This window comes from Bacillus sp. LL01, from assembly GCF_001037965.1.
The window spans coordinates 234,587-252,794 of record NZ_LFEL01000004.1 but is presented as its reverse complement, the minus strand read 5'-3'; the positions used below and the strand labels follow the sequence as shown (position 1 = coordinate 252,794).

15 protein-coding genes are annotated in these 18,208 nt (G+C 42.2%); 13 read left to right on the top strand and 2 right to left on the bottom strand.

Going from position 1 to position 18,208, the window contains the following annotated elements:
• Positions 1–211: 211 nt before the first annotated feature.
• The 3 genes from AB685_RS13735 (at position 212) to aceA (ending at position 4,873) form a co-directional block, all read left to right on the top strand.
• Positions 212–1,471, top strand: coding sequence for a M48 family metallopeptidase (locus tag AB685_RS13735; RefSeq protein WP_047971171.1), 1,260 nt, complete (start codon positions 212–214; stop codon positions 1,469–1,471).
• 484 nt (positions 1,472–1,955) lie between these two features.
• Positions 1,956–3,551: a malate synthase A gene (aceB, locus tag AB685_RS13730; protein WP_047971170.1), complete on the top strand. Its 1,596-nt coding sequence runs from the start codon at positions 1,956–1,958 to the stop codon at positions 3,549–3,551.
• A gap of 32 nt (positions 3,552–3,583) precedes the next feature.
• Positions 3,584–4,873, top strand: a complete 1,290-nt coding sequence (gene aceA / locus AB685_RS13725; protein ID WP_047971169.1) for an isocitrate lyase — start codon at positions 3,584–3,586, stop codon at positions 4,871–4,873.
• 101 nt (positions 4,874–4,974) lie between these two features.
• On the opposite strand, the gene AB685_RS13720 is transcribed toward aceA, so the two are convergent.
• Complete coding sequence (locus tag AB685_RS13720) at positions 4,975–5,220, bottom strand: IDEAL domain-containing protein (RefSeq protein WP_047971168.1); 246 nt, start codon at positions 5,218–5,220, stop codon at positions 4,975–4,977.
• A 194-nt stretch (positions 5,221–5,414) separates the two neighbouring features.
• On the opposite strand from AB685_RS13720, the gene AB685_RS13715 reads away from it, so the two are divergent.
• The 3 genes from AB685_RS13715 to AB685_RS13705 all read left to right on the top strand — a co-directional run bounded on the left by AB685_RS13715 (position 5,415) and on the right by AB685_RS13705 (position 7,587).
• Positions 5,415–5,975: a competence protein ComK gene (locus AB685_RS13715; protein ID WP_241773303.1), complete on the top strand. Its 561-nt coding sequence runs from the start codon at positions 5,415–5,417 to the stop codon at positions 5,973–5,975.
• Between the two features lie 146 nt (positions 5,976–6,121).
• Positions 6,122–6,844 carry a DUF421 domain-containing protein gene (locus AB685_RS13710; protein ID WP_047971167.1) on the top strand — a complete coding sequence of 241 codons (723 nt, stop codon included), beginning with the start codon at positions 6,122–6,124 and terminating at the stop codon, positions 6,842–6,844.
• Between the two features lie 35 nt (positions 6,845–6,879).
• Entirely contained in the window at positions 6,880–7,587 is a 708-nt protein-coding gene (locus AB685_RS13705) for a DUF421 domain-containing protein (protein WP_128755862.1), read from the top strand.
• Here AB685_RS13705 and AB685_RS13700 read toward each other — a convergent pair.
• Complete coding sequence (locus AB685_RS13700) at positions 7,574–7,951, bottom strand: hypothetical protein (protein ID WP_047971165.1); 378 nt, start codon at positions 7,949–7,951, stop codon at positions 7,574–7,576. The genes AB685_RS13705 and AB685_RS13700 overlap by 14 nt on opposite strands.
• Before the next feature lie 184 nt (positions 7,952–8,135).
• Between AB685_RS13700 and AB685_RS13695 the strand changes: the two genes are divergently transcribed.
• The 7 genes from AB685_RS13695 to AB685_RS13665 all read left to right on the top strand — a co-directional run bounded on the left by AB685_RS13695 (position 8,136) and on the right by AB685_RS13665 (position 17,807).
• Entirely contained in the window at positions 8,136–10,127 is a 1,992-nt protein-coding gene (locus AB685_RS13695; RefSeq protein WP_047971164.1) for a S9 family peptidase, read from the top strand.
• Between the two features lie 173 nt (positions 10,128–10,300).
• The gene (locus tag AB685_RS13690; protein WP_047971163.1) at positions 10,301–10,669 is read left to right on the top strand and encodes a VOC family protein; all 369 of its coding nucleotides are present in this window, start codon (positions 10,301–10,303) and stop codon (positions 10,667–10,669) included.
• 4 nt (positions 10,670–10,673) lie between these two features.
• Positions 10,674–11,612: an aminoglycoside phosphotransferase family protein gene (locus AB685_RS13685; RefSeq protein ID WP_047971162.1), complete on the top strand. Its 939-nt coding sequence runs from the start codon at positions 10,674–10,676 to the stop codon at positions 11,610–11,612.
• Between the two features lie 175 nt (positions 11,613–11,787).
• A complete protein-coding gene (locus AB685_RS13680) occupies positions 11,788–12,393 on the top strand; it encodes a TVP38/TMEM64 family protein (RefSeq protein ID WP_047971161.1) in 606 nt (201 codons plus the stop codon).
• A gap of 158 nt (positions 12,394–12,551) precedes the next feature.
• Entirely contained in the window at positions 12,552–13,076 is a 525-nt protein-coding gene (lepB, locus tag AB685_RS13675; protein ID WP_047971395.1) for a signal peptidase I, read from the top strand.
• 99 nt (positions 13,077–13,175) lie between these two features.
• Positions 13,176–16,394 (top strand): BTAD domain-containing putative transcriptional regulator, encoded by a 3,219-nt coding sequence (locus AB685_RS13670; protein WP_047971160.1) that lies wholly within the window; start codon positions 13,176–13,178, stop codon positions 16,392–16,394.
• A gap of 189 nt (positions 16,395–16,583) precedes the next feature.
• A complete protein-coding gene (locus tag AB685_RS13665) occupies positions 16,584–17,807 on the top strand; it encodes a substrate-binding domain-containing protein (protein ID WP_047971159.1) in 1,224 nt (407 codons plus the stop codon).
• Positions 17,808–18,208: the final 401 nt, after the last annotated feature.

The following is an 18,208-nucleotide window of genomic DNA, read 5'->3' as shown; positions in this document are numbered from 1 at the left end:
GACCGCCCGCAGGAAAGCGAAGCGCCTGGAACGGAAATCAACAGAATTATATACTTATTCTTAGAAAAAAACGGGCGGAAGATTGAATCTTCTTAAGTTACCATGCTCCCTTCTTGCTTTACGGATGAAAATATCATTTAGTGTAAATATCTTTATACTTAATCCCATAAAATAAAGAAAGAGAGCATTGGACAAGAGGGGGGACGGAACTGTGAAAAAGGTAGTTGCATGGACACTCTTCGGCTACATTCTTTATGCCGGGGCGGTATCCTTTTATATATGGGTGGGGGCAGATACTTCACTTCCACCTGAGCTTGTAGGTACAAAAGCGGACCCTGCCACTTTTCTCAGTAACAAGGAACTGCTGTTTGCAGAAGAATATTCCAAGATTCGAAATACAATTTACTTCCTAACACTTCCTGTGGAATGGATCTTTTATTTCCTCCTTCTTGTTTTAGGTGGGGCAAAAGCCATTCAGGGATGGACGGAGAAGATAACAAACTATAAAACACTTCAGGCAGGCATCTATTTATTTTGGCTGACCCTTTTCAGCACCGTGATCCATTTTCCACTAAGCTATCTTCGCTATTCTCTTTCAAGGGACTATGGCATTACCATTCAATCATACTCGAGTTGGATGCGTGACCAGGTCGTCGGCTTTTGGGAAGGAATCCTCATCATGTGGGTGGTGGTTCTTGTCCTATATGTGCTCATTCGTAAATTCCAGAAGTGGTGGTGGGCAATTGCCTGGGGATTATTTATACCGTTCGTGTTTTTTATGATGTACATCCAACCGGTTGTCATAGATCCTTTATACAATGATTTTACCGAGCTTCAAGACAAAGTGCTCGAGGAAAAAATACTGGATCTGGCAGTTGAATCGGATATCCCAGCAGACCGGGTGTATGAAGTGAACATGTCCCAAAAAACAAATAGTATAAACGCTTATGTCACTGGGGTGGGCGGAAACTCTCGTATCGTTCTTTGGGATACACTCCTAACCCGGCTACAGAATGATGAAATCTTGTTTATCATGGCACATGAAATGGGACACTACGTCATGCACCATGTTGTCATCGGCATTACCGGATATATCATATTTTCATTCTTCGCTTTTTATTTGATCCATTGGACGGCAGTGAAGATTATAGACAAATTTGGCAGGAGATTGAAGATATATAGTTTAAGCCAACTTGCATCACTTCCGCTATTGCTGTTGCTTGTGTCTCTGCTGCTTTTCATAGCAAGCCCCATAACGAATGCAGTATCCCGTCATCAGGAACACAAAGCAGATGTATTTGCCCTTGAATTAACTGGGGACCCTGAACCGGCCATTGTAGCTTTCCAGGAAATTACGAGGTCCAGTTTAAGTGAAGTGAATCCTCCAGCTTTAGTGAAATTTTTTCGATATACCCACCCTCCGATGGTGGACAGAATTGCCTATTTGGAACGGTACGTAAAGGAAGAGTGAGCAGTGTGCTAAGGGTGCGCTGCTTGCTTTTTTTAGTGGTAAGAAAGCATATAATTCTTTAGTTGTCGTAAAGCGGTTGATTTCCGTTACAGGCGCTTCGCTTTCCAGTGGGCGGTACGTGAGCCTCCCTCACTCCGTTAGAGGCCACTGAAAAAGTACTTAATTCTAGGTTTTGGTTAAACACCGCTGTTGCTTTCCGCAAAAGACTTCGCTTTCCGCGGGGCGACCTTGAGCCTCCTCGGGCTATGCCCTGCGGGGTCTCAAGATTGTCGCTACTCCCCCGCTGGAGTCTACGTCTAAATTGAGATATCTATACTTGTTAATCCAATAAGGTCTGGGCGAGTTGCCCTTTTTTATATGATTTTCTCCTGTCGAAAAAAAATTCAATAAATTTTCAAAAAAGTCTTTTTATCGCGAACACTCTGTTATATAATACAATACAAATATACTAACTGTTTCATAACAAGAGAGGGGCAAGTATATCGTGAATATTGGTACAACAGGCATTAGCGTTACAGGTAAATTGGAAAATGGCTATGAAACTGTACTAACACAGGCAGCTCTATCCTTCATTGAGAAGCTACATCACACATTCGACGAGCGCAGAAAAGAATTGTTAGCAGCAAGAAAAGAAAGGCAACTTAAAATCGATCAAGGAGAAAAATTAGACTTTCTGGAAAGCACGAAAGCTATTCGCACAAGTGACTGGCAAGTAAATGAAATTCCAGAAGATCTTCAGGACAGAAGAGTCGAAATAACGGGGCCGGTTGACCGCAAGATGATTATTCATGCACTCAACTCCGGTGCAAAGGTGTTCATGGCAGATTTTGAGGATGCATCTTCACCAACGTGGAGCAACATGATAGAAGGGCAAATCAATCTGCGAGATGCCAACCAGCGCAAAATTGACTTCACGGCACCAAATGGGAAGAAATATAAACTGAACAAAGAAATTGCAACACTCCTTGTAAGACCAAGAGGATGGCATCTCGATGAAAAGCATATTCAGATCAACAACCACCCTGTTTCTGGAAGTCTATTCGACTTTGGATTGTACTTTTTCCACAATGCCAAAGTCCTACTGCAAAATGGAAGCGCTCCATATTTCTATCTTCCCAAGCTTGAAAGTCATCAGGAGGCAAGACTTTGGAATGATGTGTTTGTTTTCGCACAGAAGGAGCTGGGAATCGAACAAGGGACCATTAAAGCGACTGTTCTAATTGAAACGATAACGGCCGCATTTGAAATGGATGAAATTCTGTATGAACTGAAAGAACACGCTGCAGGACTTAACTGTGGAAGATGGGATTATATTTTCAGCTTCATCAAGAAATTCAGAAATGACCCATCATTCCTGTTACCGGATAGAAGTCAGGTGACGATGGCTGTCCCGTTTATGAGAGCCTACACACAACTTGTAATTCAAACTTGTCATAAGCGAGGAGCCTTCGCAATTGGCGGTATGGCAGCACAAATCCCTGTCAAAAATGACGAAGAAGCAAACACTGCGGCATTTTTGAAAGTAAGGGAAGATAAGCTTCGGGAAGTAAAAGATGGGCATGATGGAACGTGGGTAGCACACCCAGCATTAGTTCCTGTAGCACTGGAAGTATTCAATAAACATATGGATGGGCAGAATCAGGTGCATCGAAAAAGAGAGGACGTCATTGCTGACCCAATAGTCCTTGTACAAATTCCAGAAGGCACGATAACGGAAGATGGCTTGAGGAAAAACGTTCACGTCGGCATGGAGTATATTGCTGCATGGCTGCATGGAAATGGTGCAGTCCCTATCTTCAACCTCATGGAGGATGTAGCAACAGCAGAGATTTCCAGATCACAAGTATGGCAATGGGTAAGGCATCCACATGCGGAACTAGAGGATGGAACACAGCTAACACTCGAATTGGTCAAGCAATTGATCCAGGAAGAGAAAAAGGCCATCGTCGCTAAAGTAGGACCAACCCGCTATTCACCAGGAAAGCTTGATCAAGCAGCAGCCCTATTTGAAAATTTGATCAAGGATGATGAATTTGCTGAGTTTTTAACACTTCCAGCTTACAGTTTATTGGAAGATTAATAGATACCTATAAAACAAGGGAGGAAATAAAAATGAAAAGAGAAGAAAGAATTGCACATTTAGAGGAAAGCTGGGAGCTTGACCAACGTTGGAACGGGGTTGAAAGACCCTATTCCGCTGAAGAGGTATTACGTCTACGGGGATCCATTGATATCGAACATACATTGGCGAAAAGAGGGTCACAGAAGCTTTGGGACCTACTTCATAATCAGGAATACGTGCATGCACTTGGAGCTCTAACAGGAAACCAAGCTATCCAACAGGTGAAAGCTGGTCTGAAGGCCATCTATTTGAGTGGCTGGCAGGTAGCGGCAGATGCAAACCTATCAGGTCATATGTATCCGGATCAAAGTCTCTATCCGGCAAACAGCGTGCCACATGTGGTTAAACGTATCAACCAAGCTCTACAGCGTGCAGACCAGATTCAATACTTAGAAGGACACGAAGATGTGGATTTTTTTGCCCCAATCGTTGCAGATGCAGAGGCAGGATTCGGTGGCCAGCTAAATGTGTTCGAACTGATGAAAGGTATGATTGAGTCTGGGGCTTCCGGTGTTCACTTCGAAGATCAATTATCTTCGGAGAAAAAATGCGGCCATCTTGGAGGAAAAGTGTTACTTCCTACACAAACAGCTGTGAAAAATCTGATCTCAGCACGTCTGGCCGCTGATGTAATGGGTGTTCCAACTGTATTAATTGCCAGAACGGACGCGGATGCAGCTGACCTTATCACAAGTGATATTGATGAGAACGATCATTCTTTCTTGACTGGTGAGAGAACAGCAGAAGGCTTTTACCGCACAAAAGCGGGAATCGACCAGGCAATTGCCCGTGGTCTTGCATATGCACCATATGCAGATCTAATCTGGTGTGAGACGTCTGAGCCGAATCTTGAGCAGGCAAGAGCATTTGCAGAAGCAATACACGAGAAGTTCCCAGGGAAACTTTTGGCATACAACTGTTCCCCATCCTTCAACTGGAAATCGAAATTGGATGACGCAACCATTGAAACGTTCCAAGAGCAGATCGCTCAGTTCGGTTATAAATACCAGTTCGTAACCTTAGCAGGATTCCATGCTTTAAATCATGGCATGTTCGAACTGTCAAGAGGATATCGTGACCGTGGAATGGGAGCATATTCCGAGCTGCAACAGGCTGAGTTCGAAAGTGAGCAGTATGGCTACACGGCAACTCGACATCAGCGCGAGGTAGGAACAGGGTATTTCGATGAAGTAGCGAAGCTTGTTTCCGGTGGAACGTCCTCCACTACCGCACTAAGTGGATCTACAGAAGAAGAGCAGTTTTATCAAACGAAAAAATAATTATATACTATGAGGCAGGTTTTCCCTCCTCACTGGTAAACAAGAACGAAAAAAGAGAAGAGCCGGTTGTGCTCTTCTCTTCATTTTGGCGTTTTAATCGTCTAAGCAGCAACGCCCCAATCATTCAGGAACTTTTTATATCTGGCGGAAAGTAAGTGAAACAAGGAAGGGTCATTCGCATCAAGAGCAGAGTCAATCTTTTCTTGCAGAAGGTTTTTGTGGTAGTGGAATAAAGACTCATCAATAATCATCTGGACATAAACATTCATCATAAAGGCTTCAACGGACACTTTCTTGCTCATCTTTCTTGCCTTCATTAATTCCGTATAAGACTTCTCATTCTTCATGAGTTCCTCACCTCGAGCCTTTTTACTAGTATATTGAGTAATGCTATAAAAATCAACAAATATTTAAAATATTTAAAATATTTTAAAAACCTTTACAACGGACGTATTATTTGGGAAAATATACATAATTAGACAAATTATTAGTCCTATTGTCGTATAGAGGCAATTGGAAAAGGAGAGAAAGGGTGAAATCAATGAAGAATAGTGTCGATTTATCAGTAGATTATGAGATTAACGGATTCACAATGGCAATAATTCCCGTTGAGGTGGAAGGGAATCTCTATTCAAAAGTTCTTGAGGAAGAGGGGGAGCTCTATGTGGCATTGCCTCCAATTAAAATTATTGAGGACAGCTGCAACTTCTATGGATCAAGCTTTGAAGGAAGAAAACAAGGTACTAAGGGCATCTCCGGCTATACCCACAAACCCCCTATTGTCATTGATCCGATGAATGACATATTCTTTTTCCCCACTGCTTCACCTACAAATGAAAACTGCATCTGGATTTCACTACATTATGCATATGAATATAAAAAAACTCCTGCAGCGAACACTAATGTTATGTTCCCGAACAACACCACCGTGGAATTTCCGATTTCCAAATCCTCTTATGAGACCCAAGTACATCGCACCTCCCTTTTTCGGGCTAAGCTCCAACAGCGGGTCAACAGGAAACGGAACAGTGCTAACCGAAGCCTTGTCGCTACACCTGGAATGATGTACCGTTTAAGAAATAATAAGGATCTGCATTGTTGATACTGCAAAAAGTATATTGAATATTGGAATCAATATTGTCTACACCCTACGTCTTTCAAAAAAGAAAGGCGTATTTTTTTTGAAGAAATATGCATATCATCCCCTTTTTGAATAAGGCTAAGTAAAAGGATGGAGGAGCGATGCATATGGAACTTTTCATTGACTTATTTAAGGTGCTGTTTCGCATTATAACGATATTGCCATTAATGCTCATTGTGACCCTATTTATGGGAAAGCGTTCAATTGGTGAACTTCCTGTATTTGATTTTCTGGTCATCTTAACCCTAGGGTCGGTAGTAGGAGCAGACATCGCTGATCCTAACGTCCATCACCTACCTACTGTGTGGGCAATCATAGCCATTGCGCTACTACAAAAGCTGATTGCATGGTGGAAAATAAAGAATCATAAAGTTGGGAGGCTTCTGTCCTTTGAGCCGACCCTTGTTATTTATGAAGGGCAGTTCCATATTAAAAATATGCATAAAATCAGTTACTCCATTGATAATATTCTGCAGATGTTAAGGGAAAAGGATGTGTTTAGTATGGAGGATGTCCATTTCGCATTAGTCGAAGCGAACGGTGAGCTTTCAGTGAAATTAAAACCAGAAAAAGAACCGGTGAAAGTGGAACACGTGCAGTCCGCTCTGCCTAAAACCTCCATTGAATACACCGTCATCATGGACGGAAGGATCCAGCAAAAGGCATTGGAGTTTCTGGGGCATGATGAAGCTTGGTTAAGGGAGGAGCTTCTGAAAAAAGATATTGTAAATATCCAAGATGTTTTCTATGCGGCAATTAATGAAGAGAGAAGACTGCATATTACTATGAAAACCCCCGGCTACACACAAAATGTACCCATTTTTCATTAAGGTCAACTTGAAGGGAGAAAAAAGTGGAGCTATTCATGGATTTTTTAAAGGTACTGGGCAGAATTATTACAATCCTGCCGCTCATGTTGGTAGTTACTTTATATATGGGAAAGCGGTCGATTGGAGAACTTCCCGTATTTGATTTCATTGTCATCATTACGCTTGGGGCCGTGGTTGGGGCTGATATAGCAGATCCCAGCATCCATCATCTGCCCACTGCAGGTGCCATTATCGCCATAGCACTTTTACAGAAAGTGATAGCATGGGCGAAGATAAAAAATCAACGGGTGGGCAGACTTTTAACCTTTGAGCCCACAATGGTCATTTATGATGGAGAATTTCATATTAAAAATATGCAGGGAATCAGTTACTCCATTGACAATATTCTGCAGATGCTAAGGGAAAAAGATGTGTTCAAGGTGGAAGATGTTCACTTTGCCTTAATCGAGGCGAACGGGAACCTCTCTGTTAAGTTGAAACCTGAAAAAGAGACAGCAAGGGTGGAAGATGTTCGATCAGCACCATACGTAAACTCGATAGAACTTCCTGTCATAATAGACGGCCGTATCTATAAGGAAACTTTGGCATACCAAGGATTAGATGATGCATGGCTTCGGGAGGAACTGCTAAAACAGCAAATAGCTACTGTGGAGAATGTATTTTACGCGTCTATAAATGAAAAAAATCAATTGCATGTTTCTTTGCGAAATGCTCCAAACCGATCCATTCCTATTTTTCACTAGTGAAGTTATCTTCCGCTTTCAGAAGATATTGCATCATAAGCTCGTTCACCCTGTTCCTGATACGCGGGTTGAAATAGTTGTGATGTTCTTCATATCCGTTGAACAGAAAGGCATACATTGTAAACGATTCATCCTGTTTCAATTTGTGGAGCTTCATGTGTTGCTGTTTCATGTCGGATTTTATTTGTTTAAGCTGAAGCTGAATTTTTCGCATGACCTGGTCGATAAGCGCCAGGTAGGGTTCCTTTAATTTGATGCTGCTATCTTTAATGATGGTGGTATCCCTTTCCAGGACAATAAGTAGCAAAGGAAGATAAATAGCCTGTTCAAACAGGTTTATTTGCTCTTTTGATAATCTGGTCATTAATCTTCCTCCTAAAATAACTAGAACGTCTGTTCGTATTTATTTTATACCAAAAAGCTGAAAATATGCAAGTAACTTTTTAAGCTCGTAAAAAAAAACGGGCTTTTTTATATTTTTTAGAGGGGAATTATTTCATTTGTCGAAATAAGTAGAATGGAGAATTTTACATAAGGGAGAGATTAGAATGGCAAAGAGAAAAATAGAGTCAAACGATCTGTTTCGACTAACATCTTTAACTGATCCACAATGGGATAAACATTCCCGCAGGTATGCATTTGTTCATACAACGATAAATGAAGAAGACAATGAGTATCGCTCTACCATATTCGTAGGTGATTTGGAGGGGAATAAGGTCCCCTTTACTGCCGGAAATGGAAGAGCGACAAGCCCGAGGTGGTCACCTGATGGCAGCAAGCTTGCTTTTGTTTCCAACCGAAACGAGAAAAGCCAGGTTTATGTGATGCAGGTGAATGGCGGAGAGGCCGAGCAGGTGACTTTCTGTAAAAATGGTGCAAGAGGACCTGTTTGGTCACCGTGTGGGACAAAAATTCTGTTCAGTACATCAGTGGAAAGTGCGGAAGATTTGCATGCAGTAAGGGATAAAAAAGAGGAAAAGAAAAAGCCCGAACCTCTTGTAGTGGAAAAAATGCGTTATAAATCGGATGCAAAGGGATTTCACGATAGTAAAAACGACCATCTTGCTTTATTGAATTTGGAAACAAAAGAGGTGAGTCTCCTTACAGAAGGAGATAGGGATTATGGCAGTCCTGCTTGGTCACCGGATGGAACGAGTATCGCCTTTGTGGCAAACCTTGAAGAAAATCCGGATGTATCGTTGGTATCCGATGTATTTGTGATGGACCTTGAGACAAAACAGAAGAAAAAGATTACCCATAGCAATGGTTTCTTTTCCACGATTTCCTTTTCACCAGATGGACAGTACCTTGGTTTCCTTGGTCATGAAAAGGAATTCCAAAGTGCTACGTTGACACGAGTATGGGTGACGCAGGTTGCAACCGGTGAAACCCATTGTCTCACAGAGAACCTCGATGTGGAGGTTGGCGATGTGGCGATTGGTGATTTCCATTCCGGAAATGTCAACCCGGGACTTATGTGGACGGAAGAAAGTGAAGGCTTCTATTTCCTTATGAGTGACCAGGGCGGAACAGGAATCTACTTCGGTTCCTTGGATGGATCTATGTATCCAATTCATGTTCCAGATGAGCATGTGTATGCCGTAAGTATGCTAACTGATACCCATGAAGCGATTGTAGGTGTAAGCAACTCCACAGATCCAGGGGAGCTTTACCATCTTGATTTCAGATCACAAACAAGAAAGCAGCTGACGAACGTCAATGAAGCATGGTTAAAGGAAGTCGAACTCAGTGTGGCAGAACCAATCCGCTACAACGCTCCGGATGGTTGGGATCTACACGGCTGGATTATGAAACCTGTAGGCTTTGAGGCGGGCAAAAAATACCCGACGATTCTCGAAGTGCATGGCGGACCTCATGCTATGTATGCTAATACGTATTTCCATGAGTTTCAAACGCTCACAGCCCAAGGATTCGTAGTGCTCTTTACAAACCCGCGTGGAAGTCATGGTTATGGCCAGGATTTTGTAGATGCTGTTCGTGGTGATTATGGAGGAAAAGATTATCTCGATGTGATGACTGCGATGGACTATGCTCTTGAAACTTTCGATTTCATTGATGAAAACAATCTTGGAATAACAGGTGGTAGCTATGGCGGCTTTATGACGAACTGGGTGGTAAGTCATACCGACCGATTCAAAGCGGCCGTTACACAGCGTTCCATCTCCAACTGGCTGAGCTTTTACGGTGTCAGTGACATCGGCTATTATTTCTCCGAGTGGGAAGTAAAAGGCGACATGGGAGAGAATGTAGAGAAGCTTTGGGAACATTCCCCGATTAAGTATGTGGCAGATGTGAACACACCACTGCTGATTTTGCATGGGGAAAGAGATTACCGTTGTCCGGTGGAACAGGCGGAGCAGCTTTTCATTGCACTTAAGAAACAAGGAAAGACGACCAAGCTGGTACGATTCCCTGGAGCTAATCATGAGCTTTCCAGAAGTGGAGATCCCGCACTTCGTGTTCATAGACTTGAGCATATAAAGAACTGGTTTGTGGAGTATTTGGAAGGCGCTAAGTAAAAAGTATAACGCAGCGAGGCTCTTCCTTTTGGGAGAGCTTCGTTTTACTGAAAGCTGTTTAGTAGCCTAGGTCGACAAGGCAGCTGAAAAAATGGCATCGGCATGAACTCGGTGCTATTTGGCCTGAACTATCTAAAAATCTATCAGAATTAATAGAAGGAGGAACAACACAAATGATAAAAGGTCTGGATCACGTCGTTTTATTTTGTAAAGACACGGAAAGCTCCAAAGAATGGTACACAAACGCAGGGTTTCAATACTCCCATGGCTATGAAGGAATGCACTGGTTCCACCTTGGAAGCGGACTGGTCATGCTTCATCCTGCAGATGAAACGAATCCAGGTATTACGGAAGTCCATGCAGCAGTACAAAATGTTAATGAATTATTTCGTTTTGTTCAAGAAAGCGGACTTATTCCCATAGATCATCAGAACAACAATAAATCTCTTACAGAGCCCATTACCCGCCCCTGGGGGGACATCCAGTTTGAGCTGGAGGATCCCGATGGTCACCGCTGGGCATTTACACAGCGTGGAGAATAGGACCATGGTGAATCTCCCGTCCAATTATATTCAAACAATCAGAAACATCCATAAAGAAAAAGGGGAAGAGTGGCTACAGAACTTTGGCACACTAATCGAATACTGTGAGAATAGATGGAATCTCAAGGTTCTCTCGCCATTCGAACTTTCATATAATTTTGTAGCTCCTGCGATAAAAGAAGATGGTAAACAGGTTGTTTTAAAGCTTTCCGTACCCAATAGGGAGTTTTATTCCGAAGTGGAAGCGTTAAGTTACTTTGCTGGTGATAAAATGGTCAAAGTCGTAGACGCTGAAATGGAAAAAGGGATATTGATTTTAAATCGTCTCACTCCGGGGGATACGTTGGCAAACTTGGAGGATGACATAGAAGCAACGGAAATTGCGGCCGATATCATGAAATCGTTATGGGTACCGGAAACACCAGCTTCCCGCCTGCCCAAAATCGAAGAAAGGGAGAATAGTTTACTTAATTTCCAAAGTAAATATCCGGTAGGGAAGAACCCAATTACAAGAGAGCTGCTTCAAAAAGCAGTTCATACCTTCCAAAGTTTACTGGAGGAAAAAAATGAAAGATACATACTGCATGGAGACCTGCATCATTACAATATCTTAAAGGCGGAAGCATCATGGGTGGCCATCGATCCAAAAGGGCTGGTGGGAGAACGGGAATACGATACGATTCAATTTCTATTGAACAAACTACCTGAAGAAAATATAGAAATAATCCTTTCGAAAAGAATTTCCATTTTAGTGGATAAATTAAAGCTGGATGAAAGAAGAATACTTGCCTGGGGGTTCGCGCATGGTGTTCTCTCCACATGCTGGTCTATCGAGGACGGAGAAGAATATAGTATCCCATTTTATGAAAGCATTTTTGTGTTTGAGAAACTGCATCATCAAAGATATGGACCTTTTGGAATGAAAATTGGACAGACAGAATAGAATGTTATTTAATAAAAGGGCTTAGTATAAGCAAGTCTTTTTATTTTGCTTTTAAAAGGAGCGTAAAATAACAAAAAATATAGATTCTTTTAAATTTGATGTTATTTATTGGGTGAATAAAGGTATAACTAGTACAATAGAGAAAGAAGATTTGCACAGAAGTGGAGATAGCATAATGGAATTTTTAGACTATATAAAAGAATTACTGACAATAGAGAACCTGTTGGAGCTCTTGGAGGAATACCAATCATTTGGTCCGCTACCGGGCTTTTTGTTGGTGGTACTGGAAGCATTCCTTCCTTTTTTGCCGCTGATTGTCATCGTGATGGCTAACGCTGCTGCATTTGGACTATGGATGGGGTTTCTTATATCTTGGGCAGGCTCAGTAGTAGGAGCGGTGATCGTCTACTATTTTGTACATAAATTGCAAAGAAGCCGCAGAGTACAGGCCATGCTAAGAAAAGAAAAGATAAGGAAAACGATGTCTTGGATAGAGAGGCATGGTTTCGGGCCCCTTTTCTTTCTATTGTGTTTCCCATTTACGCCTTCGTTTTTAATCAATGTGGTAGCAGGACTTTCAAAGATAAAATTCTTTCAATTTTTTCTTGCACTAGTTGCTGGGAAAATGGTCATGATATTTACCATCAGCTATATTGGTTATGACTTGTTATCATTCATACGTGCGCCTATTAAGACCGCAATTGCCCTCACCATTATGTTGGTGTTGTGGTTTATCGGAAAAAAAGTGGAGCTCCGTCTGCAACTGTCAGGAGAAAAATAAGGCTCTTTTCTCAAAGATTGTTGCAATTCGTTAGTAAAAAGTATTATTCATTTGTAAAAATTCAGTATATTATGATAATATTAGAGTGCTAAAGACCTACTAGATAGAAATTCGGGGGTTATGAATTGAAAGAAAAGAACACTAAACGTAAATCGGCAATGAAATGGTTGATCGTCTCTTTCCTTTTGGTGCTTATGGTTCGTGCGCTTTTCTTTTCTAATTATATTGTGGAAGGGCATTCCATGAATCCTACATTGGAACAGGGAAATTTCCTTATGGTCAATAAAATGGTCTACTCCTTCACCAAGCCGGAGCGTTTTGATGTGGTTGTTTTTCAACAGGAAAATGAAGAGTTTAATTATGTGAAAAGAGTGATTGGTCTACCGGGAGACCAAATAGAGTATAAGCAGGATATGCTATATGTGAATGGTAATCTTGTTCTGGAACCGTTTATCCGTTCTGATCATTTGAAGGTATTCGGGGGTAATTTTACAGGGGACTTTTCACTTTCAGAGATAACAGGGGAAGAAGTAGTGCCAAAAGGGCATGTGTTTGTCATCGGAGACAACAGACTGAACAGCTTGGACAGCCGGCATTTCGGTTTTGTGAAAATAGAGGACATTGTAGGTAAGGTTCATGTCCGCTATTGGCCATTTGATGAATTTAATACGACATTCAAGTAGAGAACAGCTTTATAAATAAAAGCTGTTCTTTTTAGTGCTATTGGAAGTTTTAATCATTATAATTGAATTAAAAAGATTCTGAAAAAAGGGGGCGGATTGATGATCTCTCAGGATACCATATTGCAGACCAAGATTACGACACCAACTGTCAAAGAGTATGTTCTAAGGAGGGCTAAGATAGCAAGAAAAATGAAAGCGGTTACGAGTTTTGGGGTCACCCTTGTTCACTCCGGTCCCGGATATGGGAAAAGTACCATTGTAGCCTCATTCGTACCTACGTTTGAATCCACTTCCTGTTGGTACACCGCAACGGATTTCGATGATGAATTGATTCCGTTTCTTCGGTATGTTGTCCACTCTATTAGAAACAGATACAGGGAATTCGGAGAAGGTCTTTTAAATTACCTGAACAGAATGGACCGGTATATTCGAGAGGAAGAAGTCCAAGATCTTTGCTCTCTGTTCATTAATGAAATCGCGCTTATTGGAAAGCCTCTCATATTAATTATAGATGACTTTCATTTTGTTCAGAACAATCCGGAAATTATTACATGGTTCCATTGGTTGCTACAGCATATCCCTAGTAATCTTCATGTGATTTTAATAACTAGGGAAAGACCTGGCTGGGAAGTTGTTACAGCGATGAAAGTTAAAAATGAGCTCTTGGAAATAACGGAAGAGGATCTTAAATTTTCGATAGAGGAAGTGGAGGTTCTTCTGGAAGATGTTTATATGCTCGATGTTGGCAAAGATGATATAGAACTAATCTATTCTTTGTCGGAAGGATGGGTCATGGCATTAGGGTTGTTGAGTCAGAGGCTTGTGGAGCAAACATCCACGGAAGGACTGATTATGACGCAAGGAACATTGGAGGACCTATTCAAATACTTGGCGACAGAAGTGTTCATGAAACAAACCCCGATGGTACAGCAGTTTCTGGAACAAACCTCCATATTGGACGTTCTGAACGGGGAGATGTGTGATGAAGTTCTTGGAATCAATGGGTCCAATTACTTGTTGCAATCCCTGACAGAACGTCACCTGTTTATTACCGTTACCGGAAAGAACCAATACCGTTATCATGCCTTGTTCAAAGAGTTTTTGGAAAGAAGGATAAAAGATCAGGAACAGCAATTTATGCTTTTGCATAAGCGTTGTGCCAAGTGGTATATGAAACAAAGAGAGATTCTTCCTGCAATCGCTCATTTTGAAAAAATCGGGGATTATAGAGCCATAGGAGCTCTAGTTCATGAGCATGGAGTAAAGTTGTTGGAACAAGGCCAGCTATCTTATGTCTTAGAAAAACTGCTTAGAATGAATATCCAAATTAAAGGGAACTACTATATGCTTTGGTATATACAAGGAGAGATACTGCGCTATCGCTGTCAATATGAAGAGTCAGAAACGGCGTATAGAAATGGCTTGGAAGCAGCAAGAATGAATGGTGATTCACTGGTCATCATCAGATCGTTAAAAGGAATCGCGAAAATATACCTAGATACCATCCAACCAATCAAAGCAGAAAGGGTCTTATCGGAAGCCATAAAACTAATGGAAAACTGCCCTATTGAAAAAAGAGAAGAGAACCAGCTATATGCCATCATGGCCGAGAATCTATTAAACGCGGGTCATGCCACCAAAGCCTTTGAATGGTTTGAAAAGCTGGATACATTTTATAAACAAGAGGAAGCCGGAAATCTGGAAGCCAGAATCCTGTTGCGTTCCGGAAAACTGCAGATGGCTAAGAAACTGCTGATATACAAGAAAAAAAGTCATACAGAAGGGACACTTCCTCAATCACATCGTGAAACAGACCTCCTGTTATCTCTTGTGGAAGCATTTATCGGCAATGCGGATCAGGCTAAAAAACTGGCTGATGCAGGAATTAAACAGGGAGTCAAACTTCAAGCCCCATTCGTGGAGGCTTGTGGCTGGATTCGTCTGGGTCATGCGGTTCAATTGATGGAGATATATGATAGTGTCCTTGCCAAGGAATGCTATCAAACCGCATTGGAAATTATGGAAGATTTAAATGTTTCAAGAGGGAAAGCAGAAGCGAACATGGGGCTTTGTATTTTATATACAGAACAAGGCGCCTATGAGAAAGCCATTCTTTGTGGGGAAGAAGCGTTAAAAGAAACGGAAGAGGTAAAAGATAATTGGCTTTCCGGCCTTATCTATCTCGCGATGAAAATTGCTTCTGTTCATAGCAGGAAGTGGGAAGAGGTTGAGTTATATGGACTTCGGGCGACCAGACTTTTGCATAAATGCGGAGATGAATATGCAGAGATGTTGCTGAATTTCTGGCAGTCCATCTATCACTATGAACTCCAGGAGTGGAATGGATTTAAAGATTCTATGAACGCATTTTTAACGACCTTACAAACCGGAAATTATGAATTCATTCTATTCAATCGAACCACTTTCGGTCCAAGTGACCTTCAGAAATACACTCCCCTTTTGTTGGAAGCGCAAAGCAGAAATATTCAGCGCACATATGTGACATCCTTGCTGAATGAACTTGGTTTTTCTGAAGTCCGAAATCATCCGGGCTACACTTTGAAAATTCAAACATTAGGTAGCTTCAGAGTCTGGCTTGGACAAAAAGAAGTCGAAGCGAAAGATTGGCAGCGTATAAAAGCAAAAGAGCTCTTAGAGTTTTTCGTCACCAAAAGAAACAAGCAATTAGTAAAGGATGAGATTTTTGCAGCATTGTGGCCGAATGTACCGGAAAAGTCCATGACCCGGGATTTCAAAGTCGCCCTGAATGCCTTGAACAATGCATTAGAGCCGGAGAGGAAGGCGAGAACTGAATCTTTTTTCATTCAAAGGGAAGGGCATTCATATGGTTTGAATCCTAACAGCGGCTATTTGGTAGATTGCATCGAATTTGAATCATTCGCCTCGGCTGGATTGGAAGAACAGGATCCAACAAAGGCCTTTGCGTATTTAGAAAAAGCGTTGGCAGTATATAAAGGAGATTTTCTCCCTGATCAGAAATATGCTGATTGGTGTCTGAATGAAAGAGAGCGACTATTAGTCTATTATTTACGATGCAGTGAAAAGCTTGCACAGCTATTGGTGGCCCGCAAAGAGTATGATACCGCCATCCAATGGTGCGAGAAGGTTATTGAAAAAGACCCTACTTGGGAAGAAGCGTATCGCCTACTGATGTTTTGTTACTACCATAAGAATAATCGATCACAAGCGATGAAATGGTTTGCAAAGTGTAAGCAGTATTTGAAAAATGAGCTCGGTGTGGAACCGATGTTTTCCACAAAGCAGATGTACGATATGGTGCTTGGAAAAGCGAATTGAACTCCACCTGAATGGTGGGTTTTTTTTCTGGTTTGTCTTAAAGCAGTTGATTTCCGTTACAGGCGCTTCGCTTTCTAGTGGGCGGTCCGGGAACCTCCTCACTTTGTTCTTGTAACCCATTTGTAACCACTTCGTCTTATGCTGAAGCTACAACTTTACAAATCAAAGGGTTGATGAGGGGGAAAGTAGATGAAAAAGTGGAAGACAGGTTTTCTGCTTCTGTGTATGATGATGCTGGTGTTGGCAGGATGTAGTGACAGTAATGCCGGGACAGACACAGACTCAAGTGATGATGGAGACAAGAAGGTAATTAAGGTTGGTGTACTAGCGTCAATGACTGGAGCCCTTGAAACGTATGGTAAGCAAACGGTGCAAGGGTTTGAAATTGGTCTTGAGTATGCAACGGAAGGAACAATGGAAGTGAACGGCCATAAAATCGAGTTTGTCGTGGAAGACACGGAAACTAAACCGGAAGTGGCCATCCAAAAGGCTACCAAGTTATTGGAAGAAGACAAAGTGGATTTCTTGGTGGGATCTTCGAGTTCTGGAGATACATTGGCAGTGCTTCCTCTTGCTGAGGAATATAAAAAAGTGATGCTGGTCGAGCCGGCAGTAGCAGATAGTATTACGGGAGCCGATTGGAACAAGTATATTTTCCGTACAGCACGTAACTCTTCTCAAGATGCGGTGGCTGGTGCAGCTGCAATTGCTGGTGAGGGAGTGAAAATAGCTACTTTGGCACCTGATTATTCATTTGGGCATGATGGAGTTGCCGCTTTCAAAGAGGCGGCATTGGAACTTGGTGCAGAAATTGTCTTGGAAGAATTTGCGGATCCGGCAGCAACGGACTTCACATCCAATATCCAGAAGATTTTGGATGCCAAACCTGACTATCTGTTTGTCGTATGGGCTGGAGCCAATTCTCCTTGGAATCAGATTTCTGATATGAAAGTGCAGGACAGAGGAATCAAGATCTCTACAGGTGCCCCTGATATTGCGGCACTTTATACGATGGAACAATTGATTGGCATGGAAGGGTTCACTGTTTACCATCACACATTACCTGATAATCCGGTCAATGACTGGCTGGTGGAGAAGCATAAGGAGAAATTTAACGGAGAAGTTCCTGATTTGTTTACACCAGGTGGAATGAGTGCTGCTATTGCAATTGTGGAAGCATTGAAGAAAACAGAGGGTGATACGGATACGGATTTGATCATTGAGACGATGGAAGGGATGAGCTTTGATACTCCAAAGGGGCAAATGACGTTCCGTGCTGAAGATCATCAGGCGTTACAAACTTTATATGCTGTGCGTCTGGAGAAGGTGGATGGGTTCGATTATCCGGTTCCTGTGTTGATGAGGGAGTTGACTCCGGAAGAAACAGCGCCTCCGGTTCGGAATAATCAATAAGCTGATGTGGAACTTTGGGGCGCTGCCCTGAGGTTCCTTCGTGTTATTGGAAAACTTCTATGGAGGGGTCTGTTAAACGCCCTGTTTCCTTCCGTTCCAGGTGTTCGCTTCCGCGGGGCGGTGCTTGAGCCTCCTCACTCCGTTGGAGGGCACTGTAAAACTGAAAACGAATTGTTTTTAATGGTTTCTAGCTGTGGATTGGAGCAAATAGCGTAGACTCCTGCAGGGAAGTAGCGACAATCTTGAGACCCCGCAGGGCGCAGCCCGAGGAGGCTCAAGGTCGCCCCGCGGAAAGCGAAGCTATTTGCGGAAATCAACAGCGGTGTTTACCCAAGAACTAAAATTCAGTACTTTTTCAGTGGCCTCCAGGCTTGCCGAGGAGGCTCCCGGCCCTCCCCGCG